The following is a 19,190-nucleotide window of genomic DNA, read 5'->3' as shown; positions in this document are numbered from 1 at the left end:
AATTCATGAAGGTGATCGAATTAAATGAATCGGTGACAGCCTCCAATGACAGAGACGCGGATGTGCTGAGAAAAGAAATGAGACAGGAGGGGACACTGCTGGTCAACCTGATGAGTTCACCGGGTTCCGGCAAGACGAGCCTGCTTTCCGGGACGATCCTGGATTTGAAAGGAGAGCTTGAAATGGCCGTCATGGAGGCGGATATTGCCTCCGATGTGGATGCTGTCCGGATTGAAAACCTGGGCGCCAGATCCATCCAGGCACACACCGACGGCATGTGCCATATGGACGCAGGGATGACAGGAAGAGCCCTCTCCGCCATGGGATATTCCGGCATTGACCTGGTTTTTCTGGAGAACGTGGGTAATCTGATCTGTCCGGCGGAGTTCGATACAGGAGCTGGCGCAAATGTCATGCTTCTGTCGGTTCCCGAAGGGGACGACAAGCCTCTGAAGTATCCTCTGATGTTTACAAAGAGCGACGTGCTGATTATCACCAAAATGGATACCATATCCTATTTTGATTTTGATCTGACAGCCTGTCAGGAAAGAGTCCGGAGGTTGAACCCGGGCATCCGGATCTTTCCGGTTTCTGCCAGAACCGGGGAAGGGATGGAAGAATGGGAAGGATGGCTGAAAACGCAGGTTTCCCGATGGAAGCAGTTCCGAAATATCTGAGTTTGTGATATGGTATATGGCGGGACGGAAAAATGGGAAAACGGCGGGACAGCAGGCCGGGAAGGGAAAAATCATGGATATTTATGAGGAGTCGTTAAAGCTGCATGAAAAGTACAGAGGGAAACTGGAGGTTACGCCAAAGGTACCTTGTGAATCTCCCAGGGATCTCTCGCTGGCCTATACGCCCGGGGTGGCGCAGCCTTGTCTGGAAATTCAGAAAAATCCTGAAAATGCCTACCGGTATACCGGGAAGGGGAACACCGTAGCCGTTATCACAGACGGAACAGCGGTGCTTGGATTGGGCAATATCGGACCAGCCGCCGGGCTTCCTGTCATGGAGGGCAAGGCGCTTCTGATGAAAAAATTCGCAGGCCTGGATGCCTGGCCAATCTGTCTGGACACCACGGATCCGGATGAAATTGTGGATATTGTTAAGAAGCTGGCTCCCTCCTTCGGTGCTGTCAATCTGGAGGACATCAGCGCACCCCGATGTGTTTATATAGAAAGAAAACTGATCAAGGAGTGCAGCATTCCTGTATTCCATGACGACCAGCATGGGACGGCCATTGCGGTTCTGGCGGCTCTTATCAATGCGATGAAAGTAAAAAAAGCAAAGCCGGAGGACATGAAGGTTGTGATAAGCGGCGCCGGTGCAGCGGGTTCTTCCATTATCCGCATGCTTTATAAGAGCGGATTCCACAAAATTTACGCCTTTGATATTGACGGGTGCATTGATCCGGATGACAGCGAGAAATATGATCCCCTGAAGAAGGAACTTCTGGAGTTTGTCAATCTGGATCATCAGCACTACGCAAGTCTTGCGGAGGGGATGAAGGGGGCGGATATCTTTATCGGCGTCAGCGCGCCTCGTCTTGTGAGCAGAGAGATGATCGCCTCCATGAATCCGGAAGCTATTGTATTCCCGATGGCAAATCCGGAGCCGGAAATCACGTATGACGAGGCAAAGGCCGGCGGCGCGTTCATTGTCGGCACCGGGAGATCAGACAATCCCAACCAGGTGAACAATCTCCTTGTCTTTCCGGGACTGTTCCGCGGCGCGCTGGATTATCGCGCGACAAAAATTACAGAAGAGATGCAGATTGCGGCGGCCAGAGGACTGGCTTCGTTAATCGATGAAAAAGATCTGTCGCCGGATCATATTATTGCCTCTCCGCTGGATCCGAGAGTCGTGCCGACCGTGGCAAAGGCAGTGGGAGAAGAGGCGGTACGGCAGAGCGTAGTGCGTAAAGCATAAGGCGCCTTGCTCTGTTTTCATATTTACAAATTGGAAAACGAATGTTATAGTTAGGCAGGTATCAAGAACGGAGAAAATATGTCTTATTTTCTCCGTCCGTGAAAAAATAAACAGCAGACAGAAGGGAAGTGAAAGTTGAATGGAAGGCAGTGATGGTGCGGGTCGAAGTCCTTATCACATACGTAAGATGCCACAGATACTTCGCTTTTCGGCAGCCGGATCCGCTTTTCTTTTGACGGAGGTTACTGTCTGCTGATCTTTTGTTCTGTGTGCATTTCTTATAGCAGTTTTCTGCGCATTCCGGCATTTGGTGCCGGGTTTTCTGAATGAAAGATAATCGGATATATGCCGTTTGTTTTCTCCGTCAGTCTGTTCTGGTATCGGCTGGTATTTCGGATTACCGGAGCAGCAGATTTTTTTTCGTTCGGAAACGGCATGGATAACTGTAAAGTGATTTGAATTTCCCCCAACCGAGAACTTTTTACCGCAAACCTGTGAAAACAGGTCTGTTTTTGTGCGCGGATCGGACTGGACAACGCAGTCTTTTCCGGTTCAGTAGAAAGAGGGAGGTTGAGAATGGAAGAAAAAGTAAATAAAGATTACAAACAGGAGATACTGGACATTATCCGGAGCAGGAATTCCCCAAAGGTTATGCGGGAAAAGCTGGAGGATTATCATTCCAATGATATCGCGCAGGTTTTGCCGGATCTGCAGCTGAAGGAGAGGGAAAATCTTTACCGGCTGCTTCCTATGGATACACTGGCAGAGGTCATGGAGTACGCAGACGGCGCGGACCAGTATCTGGAAGAGATGGATCTCCGGAAGGCAGCCTGGGTTCTGGAGCGGATGGAGCCCGATGATGCGGCGGATCTGCTGAAGGAGAGTGATTCGGTAAAAAAGACTGCCTGGCTGGAGCTGATGGACGACTCCTCCCGTGCGGAGATCAAGAAGCTGGCGTCCTATGACGAGGATCTGATCGCCAGCCGGATGACTACCAATTATGTAACCCTTACCAGCAATCTGACCATCAAGGAGGCCATGCATTCCCTGGTGGATCAGGCTGCCGATCATGATAATATTTCTGTTCTGTACGTTCTGGATGAGGAAGGGGTCTATTACGGGGCCATCGACCTGAAGGAGCTGATTATTGCCAGGCAGGACTCAAAGCTGGAGGACATCATCGTCACCGCTTATCCGTATGTGTACGGGAGCGAGCGGATTGAGGACTGTCTGGAGACGATCAAGGACTATTCGGAGGAATCTATTCCTGTTCTGTCGGATGACAATCACATCCTCGGCGTGATCACCGCGCAGGATGTCGCGGAAGTGATTGATGACGAGATGGGAGAGGATTACGCAAAGCTGGGTGGTCTGACAGCAGAGGAAGATCTGAACGAGCCACTGAGAGAAAGCATCAAGAAGAGAATGCCATGGCTGATTCTTCTGCTGTTTCTCGGCATGGGAGTTTCCAGCGTCGTCAGTGTTTTTGAAAAGGTGGTTGCCCAGCTCACGATCGTCATGACCTTCCAGTCCCTTATCCTGGATATGTCCGGAAATGTCGGCACCCAGTCTTTGGCGGTGACCATCCGGGTTCTGTGTGACGAAAAGCTGACAGGAAAGGAAAAACTCCACCTGATCGGTAAGGAAATCACCTGCGGTACCTTTAACGGATTAATACTGGGAGCATTGTCCCTTGTTGCCATAGGGTTTTATATTATGGTCTTCCGGCACATGCCGGTTGCTTCCGCATTTGCCATTTCCGGATGCATCGGCATTTCCCTGGTGGTTGCCATGCTGATCTCCAGCGCGGTCGGAACCGTTGTCCCGCTGTTTTTCAAACAGATTGGTGTTGATCCCGCGGCTGCTTCCGGTCCGCTGATCACAACAATCACAGACCTTGTCGGCGTAGTTACTTATTACGGCCTTGCATGGATCCTGCTGCTGGAAGTCATGCATATGTAATCCGGAGCAGTTCACTCTTTTCATTCTTATTCAAATTTGTTACTATAGGAAAGTACAAAAATTGAGTCAAGAGGGAGGGCAGTCGTTATACGAAGATTTCTGTTTCAGACGCAGAATCTCGGCGGCTGCCTTTTTTCTATACTGCATAAGTTTGGTTTGAAGGTTTTATACATCCTGCAGGGGAGAGATCTTTTATGAAGACAAAGGTATATATTGACGGGCAGAGCGGAACGACCGGTCTGCAGATTTATGATCGGATCGGCGCCAGAGAGGATCTGGAGCTGCTGCGCATTGCGGAAGAGAAAAGACATGACCCGGAGGAAAGGAAGAAGTATCTGAACGCGGCGGATATTGTCTTTCTCTGCCTGCCGGATGACGGGGCAAGAGAGGCTGTCTCCATGATTGAAAATCCGCATGTCCGTGTCATAGATGCTTCCACAGCGCACAGGACGGCGGAAGGCTGGACCTACGGTTTCCCGGAATATTCCCCGGAGCAGAGAACTGCCATTGCAAACAGCAGGAGGGTGGCAAATCCGGGATGTCATGCGACCGGATTTATTTCTGTCACAGCACCCTTGGTCCGCATGGGGATTCTGCCGGAGGATTACCCGGTCACCTGCTATTCTCTTACCGGTTATTCCGGCGGGGGGAAGAAAATGATCGCGGAGTATGAACAGACGGACCGGGGTCCGCGGCTGGCGTCTCCGGGCATTTACGGACTGAGTCTGAAACACAAGCATGTCCCGGAGATGCAGAAAATGACGGGGCTGGCCTTTCCGCCTGTGTTTCTTCCGGTGGTTGATGACTATTATAAAGGGATGGCGACAACCATTCTTCTTCAGAACCGCCTGCTTAAAAATACGCCGACAGCGGAGCAGATCTGCGCGCGCCTGCAGGAATATTATCAGAAGGAGCATTTTGTGCGCGTTCTCCCGTTTGGGGAAGGCAGGAAAACCATTTACGCCAATACGCTTGCGGGAACCAATCGCCTGGAAATTCTGGTTCACGGACACGAGGACCAGACCTGCGTCACAGCGCTTTTTGATAACCTGGGAAAAGGGGCTTCCGGGGCGGCCGTCCAGAATATGAATATCATGCTCGGTCTGGATGAGACCGTCGGCCTGGAATAAGCAGACAGCTGAGGGGGAAAAATGAAAAATATAACAGAACTGATTAACCAGTTTGATTCTCTGGTATGGGGGATTCCCATGCTGGTTCTGCTGCTTGGGACCGGTGTTTTCCTCAGTATCCGTCTTCGGTTCATGCAGTTCCGGAAATTCGGATTTATTATGAAAAAAACGGTCGGGCAGCTTTTTACCCATAAGAAAAACCAGGAGGGCAGCCTGACTCCGGTGCAGGCGCTCAGCACTGCCCTGGCAGGGACGGTCGGAACGGGAAACATTGCCGGCGTAGCGGGAGCCATAGCGCTAGGCGGACCGGGAGCCATTTTCTGGATGTGGATTGCTGCCTTGTTCGGCATGTGTACAAAGTATTCGGAGATTCTTCTTGCCGTGCATTTCCGCAAGAAAAATACCTCCGGCGACTTTGTAGGAGGCCCGATGTACTATATTCAGAACGGGTTGGGACCCAAATGGCATTGGCTGGCCGTTCTGTTCTGTATTTTCGGTTCTGTCGCCGCCATCGGCACCGGAAACATGACACAGATCAATACGATTGCCACGTCGATTGGCGCGGTTTTTACTTCCTTTCATCCTGACATCCCGCAGGGGGATCTGCAGGCGCTGTATATGGTTATCGGTATCGTGGGAGCGGTTCTGACGATACTGGTTTTGTTCGGAGGTATGCAGAGAATCGGAAATGTGACGGAGCGGCTGGTTCCGGTCATGGCACTGGTGTACATTGTGGCTGCCCTGGTTGTTGTTTTCGGAAATGTTGACAGGATCGGCGGCGTTTTTGCCCAGATTTTCCAAGGCGCGTTTGACCCGGAAGCGATCAGCGGAGGACTGGCCGGCGTGGCTGTGCAGCAGGCGGTAAAGGCCGGATTCGGGAGAGGAATATTCTCCAATGAAGCAGGCTTGGGTACTGCCCCGATTGCTCATGCTGCAGCGGATGTGGAACACCCGGTACAGCAGGGTATGTACGGTGTCTTTGAAGTGTTTGCGGACACAGTCGTCATCTGTACGCTGACAGCCCTTGCCATTCTGATCTCCGGACAGGCGGAGCCGTTCTACGGACAGACCGCCGGCACGGATCTCACGATTCTTGCATTCGGAAGTGTGCTTGGGACAAAAATCGCCTCCATCGTCATTGCGGTTTGTATCGCCATGTTTGCCTATTCGACGCTGCTGTCCTGGAGCCTTTACGGAAGCCGGTGCTTTGAATTTATGTTCGGGACAACCGGAGCAAAGGTTTATCAGGCAATTTATGTGATTTTTGTTGTTGTAGGAGCAAATGTCAAGCTCGGGCTGGCCTGGACGATCGCGGACGCGTCCAACGCACTGATGGCCTTTCCGAACCTGATTGCCATCCTGCTGCTTTCTCCGGTGGTGGTAAAGCTGACAAAAGAATATCAAGGACTGTATCACTAAGGATCCGATCGGGAGAACGGGAGAAAAATTTGTCTGGAATCAGCAATAGCGTAATGAGAGAAAAATATATCGGCGTATTTGACTCCGGCGTAGGGGGCGTGAGCATTCTGAAGCGGATGACAGAACTGCTTCCGGGAGAAAAGTTTGTCTACTACGGCGACTCTGCCCATGCGCCCTACGGGGAAAAAACGGTGGAGGAAGTCCGGCAGCTCAGCCTTTTCATCGCGGAAAAAATGCTCTGGGGAGGCGTGAAAGCGCTGGTCATCGCGTGCAATACGGCTACCAGCGCTGCCGGCGCTTTATTGCGCAAGAGGTATCCGCAGCTGCCGATTATCGGCGTGGAGCCGGCCATTAAACCCGCGGCGGAGCAATATCCGGACAGCCGAGTGCTGGTCATGGCGACGCCGGTGACGCTCCATCTGGAAAAATTCAGAAGCCTCTCCGAGCGGCTTGCCGGAAAAACAGAATTCCTTCCGGTCGAGTGTCCCGGACTGGCGGCGGCCATCGAGAAGGGAGAACCGGACAGCCCGGAGATCTATTCTCTCCTGCATCGCTTTCTCGATCCCTATCAGGGAAAGGCAGACGCCCTTGTGCTGGGATGCACCCATTATCCGTTTATACGGAAACAGATCAGAGATGTGCTGGGAGATATACCGATGTTTGACAGCGCGGACGGCACAGCCAGGGAGCTGCGCCGGGTTCTCGCCGCGGGCGGCCTGCTGCGGGATGGGACAGACGGGACGGTGGTATTCGATTCCAGCAGGAAAACCGCGGGAGAACTTGCCGTATACCGCAGATTTTATCGGATGGATACTTAGCTGTGATACGAATGCCGGTCATGCAAGGCCGGGTAATGCAACAGGCTTTTTATCGCTATCTATATATTTCACTCCGGCCGGTGAGAGGACATAGAGCAGAAGTCCGAAGGCAGCGGAGGTTTGCGGCACGGGAGTCCGCCGGGCAGAGAAGAATAATTGCACAAATACAAAACAGATATTGGCGAATAACTGGTAAATGTGTTATACTTCATTTGATCGGAATTTGACAGAAAGGTGGCATACAACATGGATAAAATACAGGAATTAATCGATCTTCTGAATCAGCAGAATAAAAAAGAAGAGAAAACATTTCACCCGTTCCAGCTGGTGCTGACCGTACTGGTGTCGATTGCCGCGGCAGCAGGGGCAGTTTATGCCATTTACCGTTATTTCACTCCGAATTACCTGGAGGATTATGACGACGAAGACTTCAAGGATGATTTTGATGATTACTTTGAAGACGAAGACATGAAAGAGGAAAAAGAAAAAAAGTCGGTTTCCCAGCGTGTGAATGACGTCCGGGAGGCTGCCGCCGCCAAGGTAGAGGAAGTAAAGGGCGTTGTTTCAGATAAGGCAGAGGCAGTTAAGGATGTTTTTACCGATACCGTTGAAAAGGTAAAAAGCAGCGTCTCTCCAGAAAAATAATGATCCATACGTTTTTATCAGAATGCAAATCCGGTGCCTTTCCGCATCGGATTTTTTTCGGTCAGCAGATTCCGAAAAGGTGCGTATTATTTCTCCAGGAAGGGCGAAAATCATGTAAGCATTTCCGGCAGACGTGCATTGTCGGCGGATATGGCCGGGATTGTGAGGAATGCATAGATTCTGGGAGAGCTGCAGGTATACCAAACAGTAGAATGAAAGGTTGTCTATGAAAAAAGGAGATATGGTCGAAGGAACCATCGAGAGAGTCGATTTCCCGAATAAAGGAATTCTGAAAGCGGACGGGAAAGAGATTATCGTCAAAAACGCAATCCCCGGACAGGAGGTGCGCTGCAGAGTGAATAAAAAGAAGGCCGGGAGGGTCGAAGCGGCTCTCCTGGAGGTGCTGCGGCACTCCCCCATGGAGACCAGCGCCGCCGGATGCAGTCTTTTTCCGGACTGCGGCGGCTGTCTTTACCGGACCATGGAGTATTCCTCTCAGCTGCAGATGAAGGAACAGCAGATCCGCCGTCTGATGGAGGGAGCCCTGCGGGACGCCGGACAGGATCCGGCCTCGGTTTTGTTTGAGCCGGTGCATCCCAGCCCATCCAGATGCGGATATCGGAATAAAATGGAGTACTCTTTTGGAGACAGCACCAAAGGGGGACCGCTGACTCTGGGACTGCATAAACGGAACAGTACCTATGATATCCTGACGGCTTCCGACTGCCAGATTGTGGCCCAGGACTTTAACCGGATTCTGGAAGCTGTCCTGGGGTTCTGCAGGCAGATGGAATGGGGGTATTATCACAAAATATCACATGAAGGATATCTGCGGCATCTGCTCCTGCGGCGCTCCGAGGCGGACGGAAGCATCCTTGTTGATCTGGTGACCAGCTCTCAGTACCTGTCCTCCGACGGCGCGGAGAGACCGTTGCCCCAGGAAGGGCAGAAGAGAGTGGGATCCGGGAACGGAGAAGCGGGGACACAGGAGGCACGGGACTTGCAGAAGTTCTGCGAAATGCTTCTGGAGCTGAAGCTTGACGGAAACATAACAGGCATTCTCCATACGGTAAATGATTCTGTCGCAGATGCGGTTAAAAGTGACAGAACCGATCTTCTGTACGGCAAGGATTATCTGACAGAATCCCTGCTTGGACTTCAGTTTAAGATCACCCCGTTTTCTTTCTTCCAGACCAATTCGCGCGGGGCAGAAATTTTATATTCGGTCGTTCGCGATTACCTGGAGGATGCGGAGGGAAAAACCGTTTTCGATCTTTACAGTGGAACAGGAACAATCGCACAGGTTCTTGCCCCGGCAGCCGGAAAAGTAATCGGGGTGGAAATTGTGGAGGAGGCAGTAGAGGCCGCCGCCGAAAATGCTGTCCGGAACGGTCTGGATAACTGCAGTTTCCTTGCGGGGGATGTGCTGAAGGTGCTGGATGAGATTCGGGAGAAACCGGATCTGATTGTGCTGGATCCGCCCAGGGACGGCATACATCCAAAGGCTCTTCCAAAGATTCTGGCCTACCAGGTTCCGGAGATTATCTACATTTCCTGCAAGGCAACCAGTCTTGCCAGAGATCTTTCTGCTTTTACGGAACAAGGGTACAGGATGAAGCGGTACACCTGCGTAGATTTGTTCCCCGACAGCCAGCACATCGAGACAGTCGCTCTGCTAGTTCGGCAGAACTAGAAATGAGCCGGAAAAGCCCGTTTAAGCCATTTCTGCGGCATCAGTCTTTCTGAAAAGAGAGGCGGGTGCCGCTTTTTCTGGCTGGGAAAATGTGAAAGTCGGTCTGGTTTGCCATTATGGAAATCAGTCATTCAGCAGTTTTTCCAGATCACGCTTGGAATATAGAACACGTCGCACTTCCATGGTGTCATCGATGACGACATAAAAAACGGAGAAATTTCTCACGTTGATTCTGTAATATGGATGTGGTCGTTTCTTGGATGAGTGAAACGGCGCAAATGACAGCGGTGCTTCAAGACGATTCCGAATTGCAGATTCGATGTCATCAACCAGACGATCTGCGGCGCTTGGGTTCTGGAGATCTGTTGTGATATAATCCACAATCTCATTCAGATCTTCTTCAAAAAGGGGAAGAAATGACAGCTTATACTTTTTCACGGATGCGGGTCCTTACTCTGCCGAAGACTTCCGCTTCGGAGTATCGCCTGTCCGATTTCACTGCTGCTGCATCGGCTTCGTCAAGCTTACGTTCTGTATCGTCGGTGAGCGCGGAGTACTGTTCGATGCTTAACAGGACCATGGTACCATAACCGTTTTTCGTGAGAAAGACAGGTTCATTTGATTCCATGACAGCTTCTTCAAGTTCAGGGAACTTGTTTCTGAGATCAGATACGGGACGGATGTTGATCATAGTTATTCCTCCTTTATTATCAATATAATATCATTATTTTATCATAATAACAAGGAAAAAGACGACGTTTGAACAGTAACGTGTTTTTACTCATAAATTTAATAGCAGCTCTTCTGTCTGGACGAAATCGGTGAGATTTTGTATACTGTAGCCAGAATGGAGAAGGAAAAAGACAAAATTACAGATTTATACGATTTAGAGAATATAAATACCGGGGAAGTGGCCGGCGCCGATTTTCTGGCTTCTGTCATCCGAATATGGATGAAGGGCTGCCGGAGAGGGTTGGTTGGAATGGACGGCATGTGCGGCAGCGGGAAGACGACACTGGCGAACCGGCTGGGACAGATTCTGGAAATTCCTGTTTTCCATATGGATGACTATTATCTGCCCTTCTCGCAGAGAGAGGCGGACTGGAAAAATATCTGCGCGGGGAACATGGATCTCTGCCGCCTGGAGAGAGAGGTGCTGCTGCCGCTGTCGCGCGGACAGGCCGTGAGGACTTTTCGCTATAACTGCCGGCAAGATAAAATGGTAAAAGACAACAGAGAAGCTGCTTCGTTTGCCATTGTAGAGGGAACGTACAGCCTGCATCCCCGGGTCCGGTCTTATTTTGATCTGACCTTTTTTCTTTCCGTCGCGGACCGGCTGCAGAAGAGTCGGCTGGAGGCCAGGGAGGGGACAAATTACCAGAACTTTCTGGATCTTTGGATACCGATGGAAAAGCATTATTTTCAGGAACTGGATCCGAAGAAAAACGCGGATTTCAGGATAGAACTGGATGCGGAAGGGAGAGTGATTCGCTGTGAAGAAACAGGAAAACGCGGAATCATCACGTGAGAAAACTAAGAAGATGGTTCAGGCTTCTGTTTTTCTGGCGCTCGGGCTTGTTCTGCCCTTTGCGGCCGGGCAGATTCCCCAGGTGGGGAAAATGCTCCTGCCGATGCACATACCGGTGCTGCTCTGCGGGATGGTCTGCGGAAGCGGATACGGGCTGATCGTCGGTCTGATCTGCCCGCTGCTCCGGTCTGTCCTTTTCGGAATGCCTGCCCTGTTTCCCAATGCTGTCGCCATGGCATTTGAATTGGGAACCTACGGATTTGTTTCCGGATTTCTGTACAGCCGCTCCCGGTGGCAGTGTGTGGCAGCTGTGGAAAAGTGTTTGATTGCGGCGATGCTCGCAGGCAGGGCGGTCTGGGGAATGGTCATGTTTGCCCTGATGGCCGCTGTCGGGAGTGAATTTTCGCTCAGTCTGTTTCTGGCCGGAGCCTTTGGGAACGCGGTGCCGGGGATTATCCTTCAGCTGATCCTGATCCCTGTCTGCATGCTTGCTCTGCACAAGGCGGGGCTGGTTCCCTTCCGGCATACCGGCACGGCAAAAACCAAGTGCAGTTAGTCCTCTACATCAATATCGCCGGACTGTGTCCGGAGCTTCAGCACTTTTGCTCCGCTGCCGATGGTGATCTTGTTTTCTTCGCCGTCCGTTGTGCTGTACGTGGTTTCTCCGATGGTGATGTCGCCGGACGTGGTAGAAGGCGATACGGTGTAGTTTTTTATGCTGTCATCCAAATTGACAATAAGGTCTCCGTTTTCGCTGCTCAGGTCGGACTGATCAAAGCTGACGTGTTCCATGCCGATATCTCCGTTGTCCGCAGAGGCTTTCAGGACGGAACCATGGCATTTGAGCAGCGAGAGATCTCCGTTTTCACTTGTCAGTGACAGATTTTTCACCGTGATGATATCGTTTGGCTCAATACAAATATCGCCATTGGCGGTATCCAGGGTAACGTCCTGCAGCGCTTCCAGGTCGGACGGAAAAGTAATCGTCAGTATTCCGCCGGTTCTGGTAGAGATGTTTCCGCTGTCGCTGACGGTCAGTGTGCCGTCTGCGGTCTTTGCGGTGGGAACGGCGTCTTTCGGACCCACATAGGTCATTTCATATCCATTCCCTGTTTTAAGCTCAATGTCGTTATTCTGCAGAGAGATTCGGAGTCCGGTAAAGGATTCCAGCTTTTGGGTTGTCTGTGTGTTGTTTTTGCCCGGAAAGTAAAAAGAAAAGTTTCCGTCCGAATGCAAAAAGACAGGTTTTCCCACATGCCACAGCGTTCCCAGGATAATGGCGGCCGCAGTGGCCGATGACAGCAGGATCAGGTAGATGTTTCGTTTCTTCATGATCGCTCATCCTCTTTTCTTATTCCGAAAATGGCTTTTATCAGGGTATCGGCGACGGCGGCCAGCGGCCAGATAATCCAGGTGATGTACCAGGCAAAGGACAAAAAGCTCCAGATCAGATAAATACAGGTTACCGTCGGCCAGAAAACAGACATGATAATGCGCACGGTTTTGTTTTCATAGCGGAACTCTCCGGCGTTCTGGCTGTAATAATTGGCAGAATACGGGCTGCTGTTCAGGTTCAGAAGCGTGCGGCAGCCGTCTTCACGGGAAGAACTGACAGTCAGAATCAGGACGCCCAGCCCCACCATAAAAAGCAGAATGTCAACGCCCAGCCCCGCAGATACGCCCTGGTCATTCAGCATAGTCAGGACGATCAGAGGAATGTAGCAGGTGCAGAAAAGCAGTATGGCAATCGTCCGCTGCAGTATGGAGGTATCGTGAGTGCTTCGTCTCAGGTCATTGATCATGCCGGCAGTGCCGTAATCGATACTGCAGGGTTCCTTTTTCAGAAAGTCCCACTTGTTCATCTGCAGACTGCTGTAGGTATGGAATGCCACGCAGGCCGCGATGGAGACAAACAGAAAAATCAGTCCGGCCACAATAGTTCTCTGTGAGGCGTATTCCAGTGTACTTGCAAGAATGACACCGCAGGAACAGATGATGGCAAAAAAGGTTCCCAGACCGTGGAACAGGGCATAGTGTGCTTTATCATCCAGATAGCTCTGCGCCTCCTGAAAGGTTACCTGGCGTCCGGCGGCGTATCTTTCGGATTCACTATTCAGGATGCTGCTGATTCCGAGAACATCGCCCAGCTCATCCAGGTTTCCGAATTCCGATATCACCTGCCCGACGGCTTCATTCTCCGATTTTCCTTCGCTGATCAGCTCGGTATATTTGTCCTCCATCATCTGTCCAAGCTCACATTTTGCCTTGATGACATCCGGCGTGTTCGGGAGCTTTGCAAACATTGATTCCAGATAACTGCGTATGGTGTTCATGGATTCTCCTCCTTAATAAATTTCTCCACAACAGTTTTCGTTAGTTTCCATTCCTCACATTTTTCGCGATAGTAGCGGCGTCCGGGTTCGGTGATCCGGTAATAAGTGCGCCGCTTGCCGTTTTCGGCAAATTCCGGGAACGATTCGATGCACCCTGCTTTTTCCAGACGGGTGAAGGCCGAATACAGGGTGGTTTCCTTTATGATATAGGCATCTTCCGTCATCACCCGTATTCTTCTGGATATTTCATATCCGTAAGACGGACCGTCCAGCAGCAGGCACAGAATGATGGTGTCGTTACACCCGCGGATGACATCACTGCTGATCCCCATGGCATCTCCTTTCTGTCAGGCTTGAAACAATCGTCTGTCGTACTACGACAAACATATTACGACAGACGTAGTATATCTGACAGACTGAATGTACTACGACAGACGAAGTATGTCAAGAGGAAAAGAGCGGATCGTCGTACCCATGTTCACGCGTTATGCCCGCAGAAAACCAAAACCGGCTGGATGCGTTTGGCAGGGGGAGCGGACAGGACACAGACAGAACAGAAAACAATTCGGCAATATAGTTATTTTCAGGTAAAAAACAGGGATTGCAGTAATCATATTGACGAAAATATACTTAAATTCTATAATAAATTATTATTCCGGTACACAAGAATACCGGAATTTGTATGAGTCCTGCACATCGTGCCGGGCCATGTCCGCTTGTGCCGCCCCTGTTCCGGCGCACCATAGGGTCAAGCACTGCGGCCACGTCCGCTGCGGCCGGGCTTATACAGAAAATCTTCAGAAAAGAGAGGGAAAAATGGAAAACAAGAAAGAAGAATTCAAACCTTACATTTCCGCGGATAAAAATCTGCCGGAGCTGACAGCAACATCAATTATTCTGGGTATCATTCTTGCCATTGTATTCGGCGCCGCGAATGCTTATCTGGGACTTCGCGTAGGCCTGACTATTTCCGCGTCGATCCCGGCGGCTGTTATTTCAATGGGAATCTGCCGGGGATTGCTGCGCAGAGATAATATTCTGGAAAACAATATGGTGCAGACAATCGGGTCGGCGGGAGAATCTCTCGCGGCGGGCGCTATCTTTACCATGCCGGCTCTGTTTATGTGGGCGAAAGAGGGAGCCATGGACGTCCCCACTGTCTCCACCATTGCCATCATTGCCATGCTCGGCGGTACGCTGGGCGTCCTGTTTATGATCCCGCTGCGTAATGCCCTGATTGTAGAGGAGCACGGAACCCTTCCTTATCCGGAAGGCACGGCCTGCTCCGAGGTCCTGCTGGCAGGAGAAGAGGGAGGCGCCAGCGCGAAGGGTGTGTTCACCGGACTGGGTATTGCGGCGGTATACAAATTCCTCGCGGACGGACTGAAACTCTTCCCGTCCGAAATCGCCTATGATTTCAAGAACTACAAGGGCGCAGGCTGCGGGATGGATGTGCTGCCGTCCCTGGTCGGCGTCGGCTATATCTGCGGACCGAAAATTTCCGCCTATATGTTTGGCGGCGGTATTATGGCCTGGTTTGTCCTGATGCCGCTGATCTTTGTATTTGGTTCGTCGCTTCCGGATGCTGTCTATCCGGCTTCCATGACCATTGCGGAACTTGGGACAACCGGAATCTGGAGCAGCTATATCCGTTATATCGGCGCAGGGGCTGTTGCCTGCGGAGGAATGATTTCGCTGATCAAGTCGTTTCCCATGATCATCCGCGCCTTCCGTAAATCCATGGTCAGCCTGAAAAACAAACAGACGGTCTACACAAGGACAACCAAAGACCTGCCGATGACCTTTGTGCTGATTTTGTCGGTGGTGATCATTCTGCTGCTCTGGCTGATTCCGGCTGTTCCGGTAAGTCTCCTGGGCGCCATTCTGATTGTTATCTTCGGTTTCTTCTTTGTCACGGTATCTGCCCGGATGGTGGGAATTGTCGGAAGTTCCAATAACCCGGTTTCCGGAATGACAATCGCGACTCTTCTGATTACCACGATTGTGCTGAAGGTAACCGGAAATATCGGAACCGGTGGTATGATCACGGCAATTTCCATCGGGTCAGTCATCTGTATCGCGGCTGCAATCGCCGGAGATGTCTCACAGGATCTGAAAACAGGTTACATTGTCGGCGCTACTCCCTGGAAGCAGCAGGCCGGTGAGATACTGGGTGTCCTTGCGTCTGCCGTTGCCATCGGTTTTGTTATGTATCTTCTGGATGCCGGGTACGGCTTTGGGTCACAGGAGCTCCCTGCTCCCCAGGCGGGCATGATGAAGATGATCGTGGAAGGCGTTATGAGCGGAAACCTGCCCTGGTCGCTGGTATTTGTCGGGGTATTTATCGCTCTGATTGCAGAGATGTTCGGCATTCCAGTCCTGCCCTTTGCGGTGGGTATGTATCTGCCGATCTTCTCTACTTCGGGTATTATGGTCGGAGGCGTAATCCGTCTGATTGTGGATAAAAAGAAAGAGGATGCGGAAAAGAAGAAAGCAAAGACAAATCGTGGTATACTGTTTGCGTCCGGTATGATTGCCGGAGAAGGACTGGTTGGCGTCCTGCTTGCGGTGTTCGCGTTTGCGGGCATTGATATAGGACTTCCGGCGGGGCTGAATCAGATCGGGTCTATTGTATTTTTTGCGGCTCTGATTGCCCTGTTTGTCATGGCAATTAACCGTAAGCCCGGAAAAACGAGTAAATCAGAGGCCTGAGACCGGTCTGTGAGGGACTGCAGAGATGGCAAAAGGGAAAAAAGAGAATTTTCTGGATTATATCCCACGGCCGAATCGTCTTTTTGAGACATCTGTCAATAAAGCCGGACACGTGGAAATTCTGACGGAACATCGTGGCTTTTATCATGTGATTGCGCAGAAAATCTTCAAAAAACCGCGGTTTTCCCACATTGAGCTGGATGATTTCGGGACGTTTGTCTGGAATCAGATGGACGGAGAGAGGAGTATATACCAGATCGGAACAAAGGTAAGGGAGCATTTTGGAGAAAAGGCAGAGCCGCTGTATGAGCGGCTCTCCAAATTCATCAGGGTTCTGCATGATCAGCACTATATTGTATACGAGAACAAGCTGACCGGAAAAAGCAGAGAAGCAGAACAGGAAAGGCAGCAAAATGGGAGTACTGGAAAATCTTGAACCGAAGAGCGTGTTTTATTTCTTTGAGGAACTGACGAAAATTCCCCGTCCGTCCTATCATGAAAAGGTGGTCAGTGACTATCTCGTTCAGTTCGCGAAGGATCGCAATCTGGAGGTGCACCAGGATGACCTGTATAATGTGATCATCATTAAGGAAGCATCGGAAGGATACGAGGATGCGGAGCCGATCATTCTGCAGGGCCATATGGATATGGTGTGCGAAAAAGATCCGGGCGTTGCCAAAGATATGGAGAAAGAGGGACTGGATCTGGAAATAGACGGAGATTATATCCGCGCAAAGGGAACCACCCTGGGAGGGGATGACGGAATTGCCGTTGCCTACGCGCTTGCTCTTCTGGATTCCAAGACCCTCCGGCATCCCCGGCTGGAGTTTGTATGCACGGTCTCGGAGGAGGTCGGTATGGACGGGGCTCACGCGATTGACGTATCCCCGCTGAAGGGCCATCTCCTTCTGAATATGGATTCCGAGGAGGAAGGCGTTGTTCTTGCCGGCTGTGCCGGCGGAGGAACCGCGGCAGTCACACTCCCGGCAGAAAGAGAGAAGTCGGACTGGAGCCGTATGCATGTACATATTCACGGGCTGACAGGCGGCCATTCCGGAAGTGAGATCAACAAGGGGCGCGCCAGCTCCGCGGAGCTGACCGGACGTGTCCTGCGGGGACTTTCCTCGGTAACTGAGCTTCGTGTCATTGCCTGTGTAAACGGAACAAAGGATAACGCAATCTCCCGTGAGGGACGGATTCTTCTGGCCGTTCGCGATAAGGATGCGGCGGAGAAAAAACTGCAGGAAATCGAAGCAGCTGTCCGCGGCGAATACCATGTGGCGGATCCCGGTATCCGGATCACATCCGAAGAGGTATCTGCTTATCCGGCTGAAGCGGACGGGCTGAACCCTCTGACCGGGGAATGCAGCAGAGCCGTCGTCTCACTGTTTACGGATCTTCCCCAGGGAATCCAGCGTATGGATGACAACATCCCCGGGATGGTGGAGACGTCTCTGAACTGGGGCGTGGCGACGCTGGACGGGGAAAAGCTGGAAATGCGCGCCGCTGTCCGCAGCTCTGTCGGGACGGCGAAGGAGGCGCTTTTTGAGAAGCTTCGCTGGATCGCGGAGAGCCTGGGCGCGTCCATGAAGATCACAGGGGAATATCCTGCCTGGGAGTGGGTGGAAAAATCGGTTCTCAGGGATAAAATGGCAAAGATTTACAAAGAGATGTTCGGGAAAGAGCTGGTCATCCAGACGATCCACGCAGGCGTGGAGTGCGGGCTGCTCTCCAAGAAGATTCCGGGGATGGATGCCATCTCCATGGGACCGGATATCCTGGACATCCATACACCAAAGGAGCATCTGTCGATTCCTTCGGTGCAGAGGATGTGGGACTTCATCGTCCGGATTATAGAAACCAGGTAAACGACTGTAAATCAGGGCTGTTTTTTCAGACAGCCTGTTTTCTTCCAGACCTCCCGGATGTGGATAAAACAAAAGGCGGTCTGGAGAAAAGCAGGTTCAAGCGTTTGCAATGTCAATCCGGTGCCGGAGGTAAAACAAATGGGTGTTGACTGGCAGCTGCTGCTCAGGACTGCAATCATTCTGGGAATTACTTTTTTAACGGTGTATTTTGTCCGCCGTTTTTTCAGAGGACTGAATAAGCGGACACAGAAACAGAGCCTGTATAATAAATTTTTTCAGAGTATTCTAACGGCGGGGATCACTATTATCGGCGTCTATTCCGCGCTTGGCTCCTTCGAGATTGCCAAGGAAATCAGCACTACCGTTCTGCAGAGCAGTGCCCTGCTGATCGCGGTTGCCACCTTTGCGGCACAGCAGACCCTTGGTAATGTCATTTCCGGTTTTTCACTTTCTTCCTCCAAGCCATGTGATATCGGACAGAAAATACAGATTAAAAACGGGGGGACGGTCATTGCAGAAGGGATCGTCCGCGATATGACCGTGCGGCATGTGGTGGTCGAGCAGGCGGACGGGCAGACCTGCATCATACCAAACAGTGTTGTGGACAGTTCCGTCATCGTCAATATGAGCAATCCCGATACCGTTGCCACCTTTGTTGAGGTAGAGGTGGACTACGCCACGGATATTGAGAAGGCAAGAAAAATCATCATGGAGATTCTGAAGACGGAACCTCTGGTTGTGGAGGCGGAAAAAACCTCGATTCTTGTCAGCGCCCTGACGGCAAACGGCATGCTGCTGAAATTTGCCGTATACACCAGGGATATTATGGAGAGCTATCTTGCCTGCAGCAATGTCCGTCAGAGAATTGTAAGTGAATTTGACAAGGCAGAGATTCTGATCCCCTACAACACCGTGACCATTGACGCGCAGGATGCCATCGTACAGTCGACGCAGATGCAGATGGCCATGAATGAAGCGCAGGAGCAGAAAGCGCCGCCGGAAAATCCCGTGGAGGGATTCGAGAAGGATCACTATCTGACAAAGCCGGAAGAGAAGCCGGAGCCGGAGAAGGAAACGCAATAGCCGGAGGCTGATATTATGCCTATCCCCGGATCATCGGCAGGGACACTCCCATGCAGTCAGTCCCATG

General features: G+C 51.4%; 19 protein-coding genes. 14 read left to right on the top strand and 5 right to left on the bottom strand.

Annotated features, from left to right (window positions below):
* Positions 1 to 5: 5 nt before the first annotated feature.
* The 8 genes from hypB (at position 6) to FYJ60_RS02610 (ending at position 9,599) form a co-directional block, all read left to right on the top strand.
* Complete coding sequence (gene hypB / locus FYJ60_RS02645; protein WP_154457010.1) at positions 6 to 677, top strand: hydrogenase nickel incorporation protein HypB; 672 nt, start codon at positions 6 to 8, stop codon at positions 675 to 677.
* A 73-nt stretch (positions 678 to 750) separates the two neighbouring features.
* Positions 751 to 1,932: an NAD(P)-dependent malic enzyme gene (locus FYJ60_RS02640; protein WP_154457009.1), complete on the top strand. Its 1,182-nt coding sequence runs from the start codon at positions 751 to 753 to the stop codon at positions 1,930 to 1,932.
* A gap of 576 nt (positions 1,933 to 2,508) precedes the next feature.
* A complete protein-coding gene (gene mgtE, locus FYJ60_RS02635) occupies positions 2,509 to 3,894 on the top strand; it encodes a magnesium transporter (RefSeq protein WP_154457008.1) in 1,386 nt (461 codons plus the stop codon).
* A 194-nt stretch (positions 3,895 to 4,088) separates the two neighbouring features.
* Positions 4,089 to 5,024 carry an N-acetyl-gamma-glutamyl-phosphate reductase gene (gene argC / locus FYJ60_RS02630; protein WP_154457007.1) on the top strand — a complete coding sequence of 312 codons (936 nt, stop codon included), beginning with the start codon at positions 4,089 to 4,091 and terminating at the stop codon, positions 5,022 to 5,024.
* 21 nt (positions 5,025 to 5,045) lie between these two features.
* On the top strand, positions 5,046 to 6,443 hold the full coding sequence (locus FYJ60_RS02625; protein ID WP_154457006.1) for an alanine/glycine:cation symporter family protein: 1,398 nt from the start codon (positions 5,046 to 5,048) through the stop codon (positions 6,441 to 6,443).
* A 53-nt stretch (positions 6,444 to 6,496) separates the two neighbouring features.
* A complete protein-coding gene (gene murI, locus FYJ60_RS02620) occupies positions 6,497 to 7,261 on the top strand; it encodes a glutamate racemase (RefSeq protein ID WP_154457005.1) in 765 nt (254 codons plus the stop codon).
* Between the two features lie 246 nt (positions 7,262 to 7,507).
* Positions 7,508 to 7,906, top strand: a complete 399-nt coding sequence (locus FYJ60_RS12545) for a hypothetical protein (RefSeq protein ID WP_235903290.1) — start codon at positions 7,508 to 7,510, stop codon at positions 7,904 to 7,906.
* Between the two features lie 226 nt (positions 7,907 to 8,132).
* Positions 8,133 to 9,599 (top strand): class I SAM-dependent RNA methyltransferase, encoded by a 1,467-nt coding sequence (locus tag FYJ60_RS02610; RefSeq protein ID WP_154457004.1) that lies wholly within the window; start codon positions 8,133 to 8,135, stop codon positions 9,597 to 9,599.
* 123 nt (positions 9,600 to 9,722) lie between these two features.
* Here FYJ60_RS02610 and FYJ60_RS02605 read toward each other — a convergent pair whose 3' ends face one another.
* Both FYJ60_RS02605 and FYJ60_RS02600 read right to left on the bottom strand, forming a co-directional pair.
* Positions 9,723 to 10,037 (bottom strand): type II toxin-antitoxin system RelE/ParE family toxin, encoded by a 315-nt coding sequence (locus FYJ60_RS02605; RefSeq protein ID WP_330579082.1) that lies wholly within the window; start codon positions 10,035 to 10,037, stop codon positions 9,723 to 9,725.
* A complete protein-coding gene (locus tag FYJ60_RS02600) occupies positions 10,024 to 10,290 on the bottom strand; it encodes a type II toxin-antitoxin system Phd/YefM family antitoxin (RefSeq protein ID WP_154457003.1) in 267 nt (88 codons plus the stop codon). The genes FYJ60_RS02605 and FYJ60_RS02600 overlap by 14 nt, the downstream gene beginning before the upstream one ends.
* A gap of 156 nt (positions 10,291 to 10,446) precedes the next feature.
* Between FYJ60_RS02600 and FYJ60_RS02595 the strand changes: the two genes are divergently transcribed.
* Together FYJ60_RS02595 and FYJ60_RS02590 are read left to right on the top strand one after the other, a co-directional pair.
* Positions 10,447 to 11,127, top strand: coding sequence for a uridine kinase family protein (locus FYJ60_RS02595; protein ID WP_154457002.1), 681 nt, complete (start codon positions 10,447 to 10,449; stop codon positions 11,125 to 11,127).
* Positions 11,093 to 11,683 (top strand): ECF transporter S component, encoded by a 591-nt coding sequence (locus tag FYJ60_RS02590; protein ID WP_330579081.1) that lies wholly within the window; start codon positions 11,093 to 11,095, stop codon positions 11,681 to 11,683. The genes FYJ60_RS02595 and FYJ60_RS02590 overlap by 35 nt, the downstream gene beginning before the upstream one ends.
* Here the strand turns inward: FYJ60_RS02590 and FYJ60_RS02585 are convergent.
* Genes FYJ60_RS02585 through FYJ60_RS02575 form a run of 3 tightly spaced genes read right to left on the bottom strand, consistent with a single transcriptional unit; the run spans position 11,680 to position 13,792 of the window.
* On the bottom strand, positions 11,680 to 12,459 hold the full coding sequence (locus tag FYJ60_RS02585) for a DUF4097 family beta strand repeat-containing protein (protein WP_154457001.1): 780 nt from the start codon (positions 12,457 to 12,459) through the stop codon (positions 11,680 to 11,682). The genes FYJ60_RS02590 and FYJ60_RS02585 overlap by 4 nt on opposite strands.
* The gene (locus FYJ60_RS02580; protein ID WP_154457000.1) at positions 12,456 to 13,460 is read right to left on the bottom strand and encodes a permease prefix domain 1-containing protein; all 1,005 of its coding nucleotides are present in this window, start codon (positions 13,458 to 13,460) and stop codon (positions 12,456 to 12,458) included. Before FYJ60_RS02580 ends, FYJ60_RS02585 begins: the two co-directional genes overlap by 4 nt.
* Positions 13,457 to 13,792: a PadR family transcriptional regulator gene (locus tag FYJ60_RS02575; protein WP_154456999.1), complete on the bottom strand. Its 336-nt coding sequence runs from the start codon at positions 13,790 to 13,792 to the stop codon at positions 13,457 to 13,459. The genes FYJ60_RS02580 and FYJ60_RS02575 overlap by 4 nt, the downstream gene beginning before the upstream one ends.
* Before the next feature lie 484 nt (positions 13,793 to 14,276).
* On the opposite strand from FYJ60_RS02575, the gene FYJ60_RS02570 reads away from it, so the two are divergent.
* From FYJ60_RS02570 to FYJ60_RS02555, 4 genes are all read left to right on the top strand, one after another.
* A complete protein-coding gene (locus tag FYJ60_RS02570) occupies positions 14,277 to 16,172 on the top strand; it encodes an OPT family oligopeptide transporter (protein WP_154456998.1) in 1,896 nt (631 codons plus the stop codon).
* Positions 16,173 to 16,197: 25 nt separating this feature from the next.
* The gene (locus tag FYJ60_RS02565; protein WP_154456997.1) at positions 16,198 to 16,608 is read left to right on the top strand and encodes a PqqD family protein; all 411 of its coding nucleotides are present in this window, start codon (positions 16,198 to 16,200) and stop codon (positions 16,606 to 16,608) included.
* Positions 16,586 to 18,040 carry an aminoacyl-histidine dipeptidase gene (locus FYJ60_RS02560; RefSeq protein WP_154456996.1) on the top strand — a complete coding sequence of 485 codons (1,455 nt, stop codon included), beginning with the start codon at positions 16,586 to 16,588 and terminating at the stop codon, positions 18,038 to 18,040. The genes FYJ60_RS02565 and FYJ60_RS02560 overlap by 23 nt, the downstream gene beginning before the upstream one ends.
* Before the next feature lie 138 nt (positions 18,041 to 18,178).
* On the top strand, positions 18,179 to 19,123 hold the full coding sequence (locus tag FYJ60_RS02555) for a mechanosensitive ion channel family protein (RefSeq protein ID WP_205838931.1): 945 nt from the start codon (positions 18,179 to 18,181) through the stop codon (positions 19,121 to 19,123).
* Positions 19,124 to 19,190: the final 67 nt, after the last annotated feature.

Source organism: Bilifractor porci, from assembly GCF_009696005.1.
Lineage (GTDB): Bacteria > Bacillota > Clostridia > Lachnospirales > Lachnospiraceae > Bilifractor > Bilifractor porci.
Note: the sequence above shows the minus strand (reverse complement) of the source record. Positions and strands in the feature narration are given on the sequence as shown.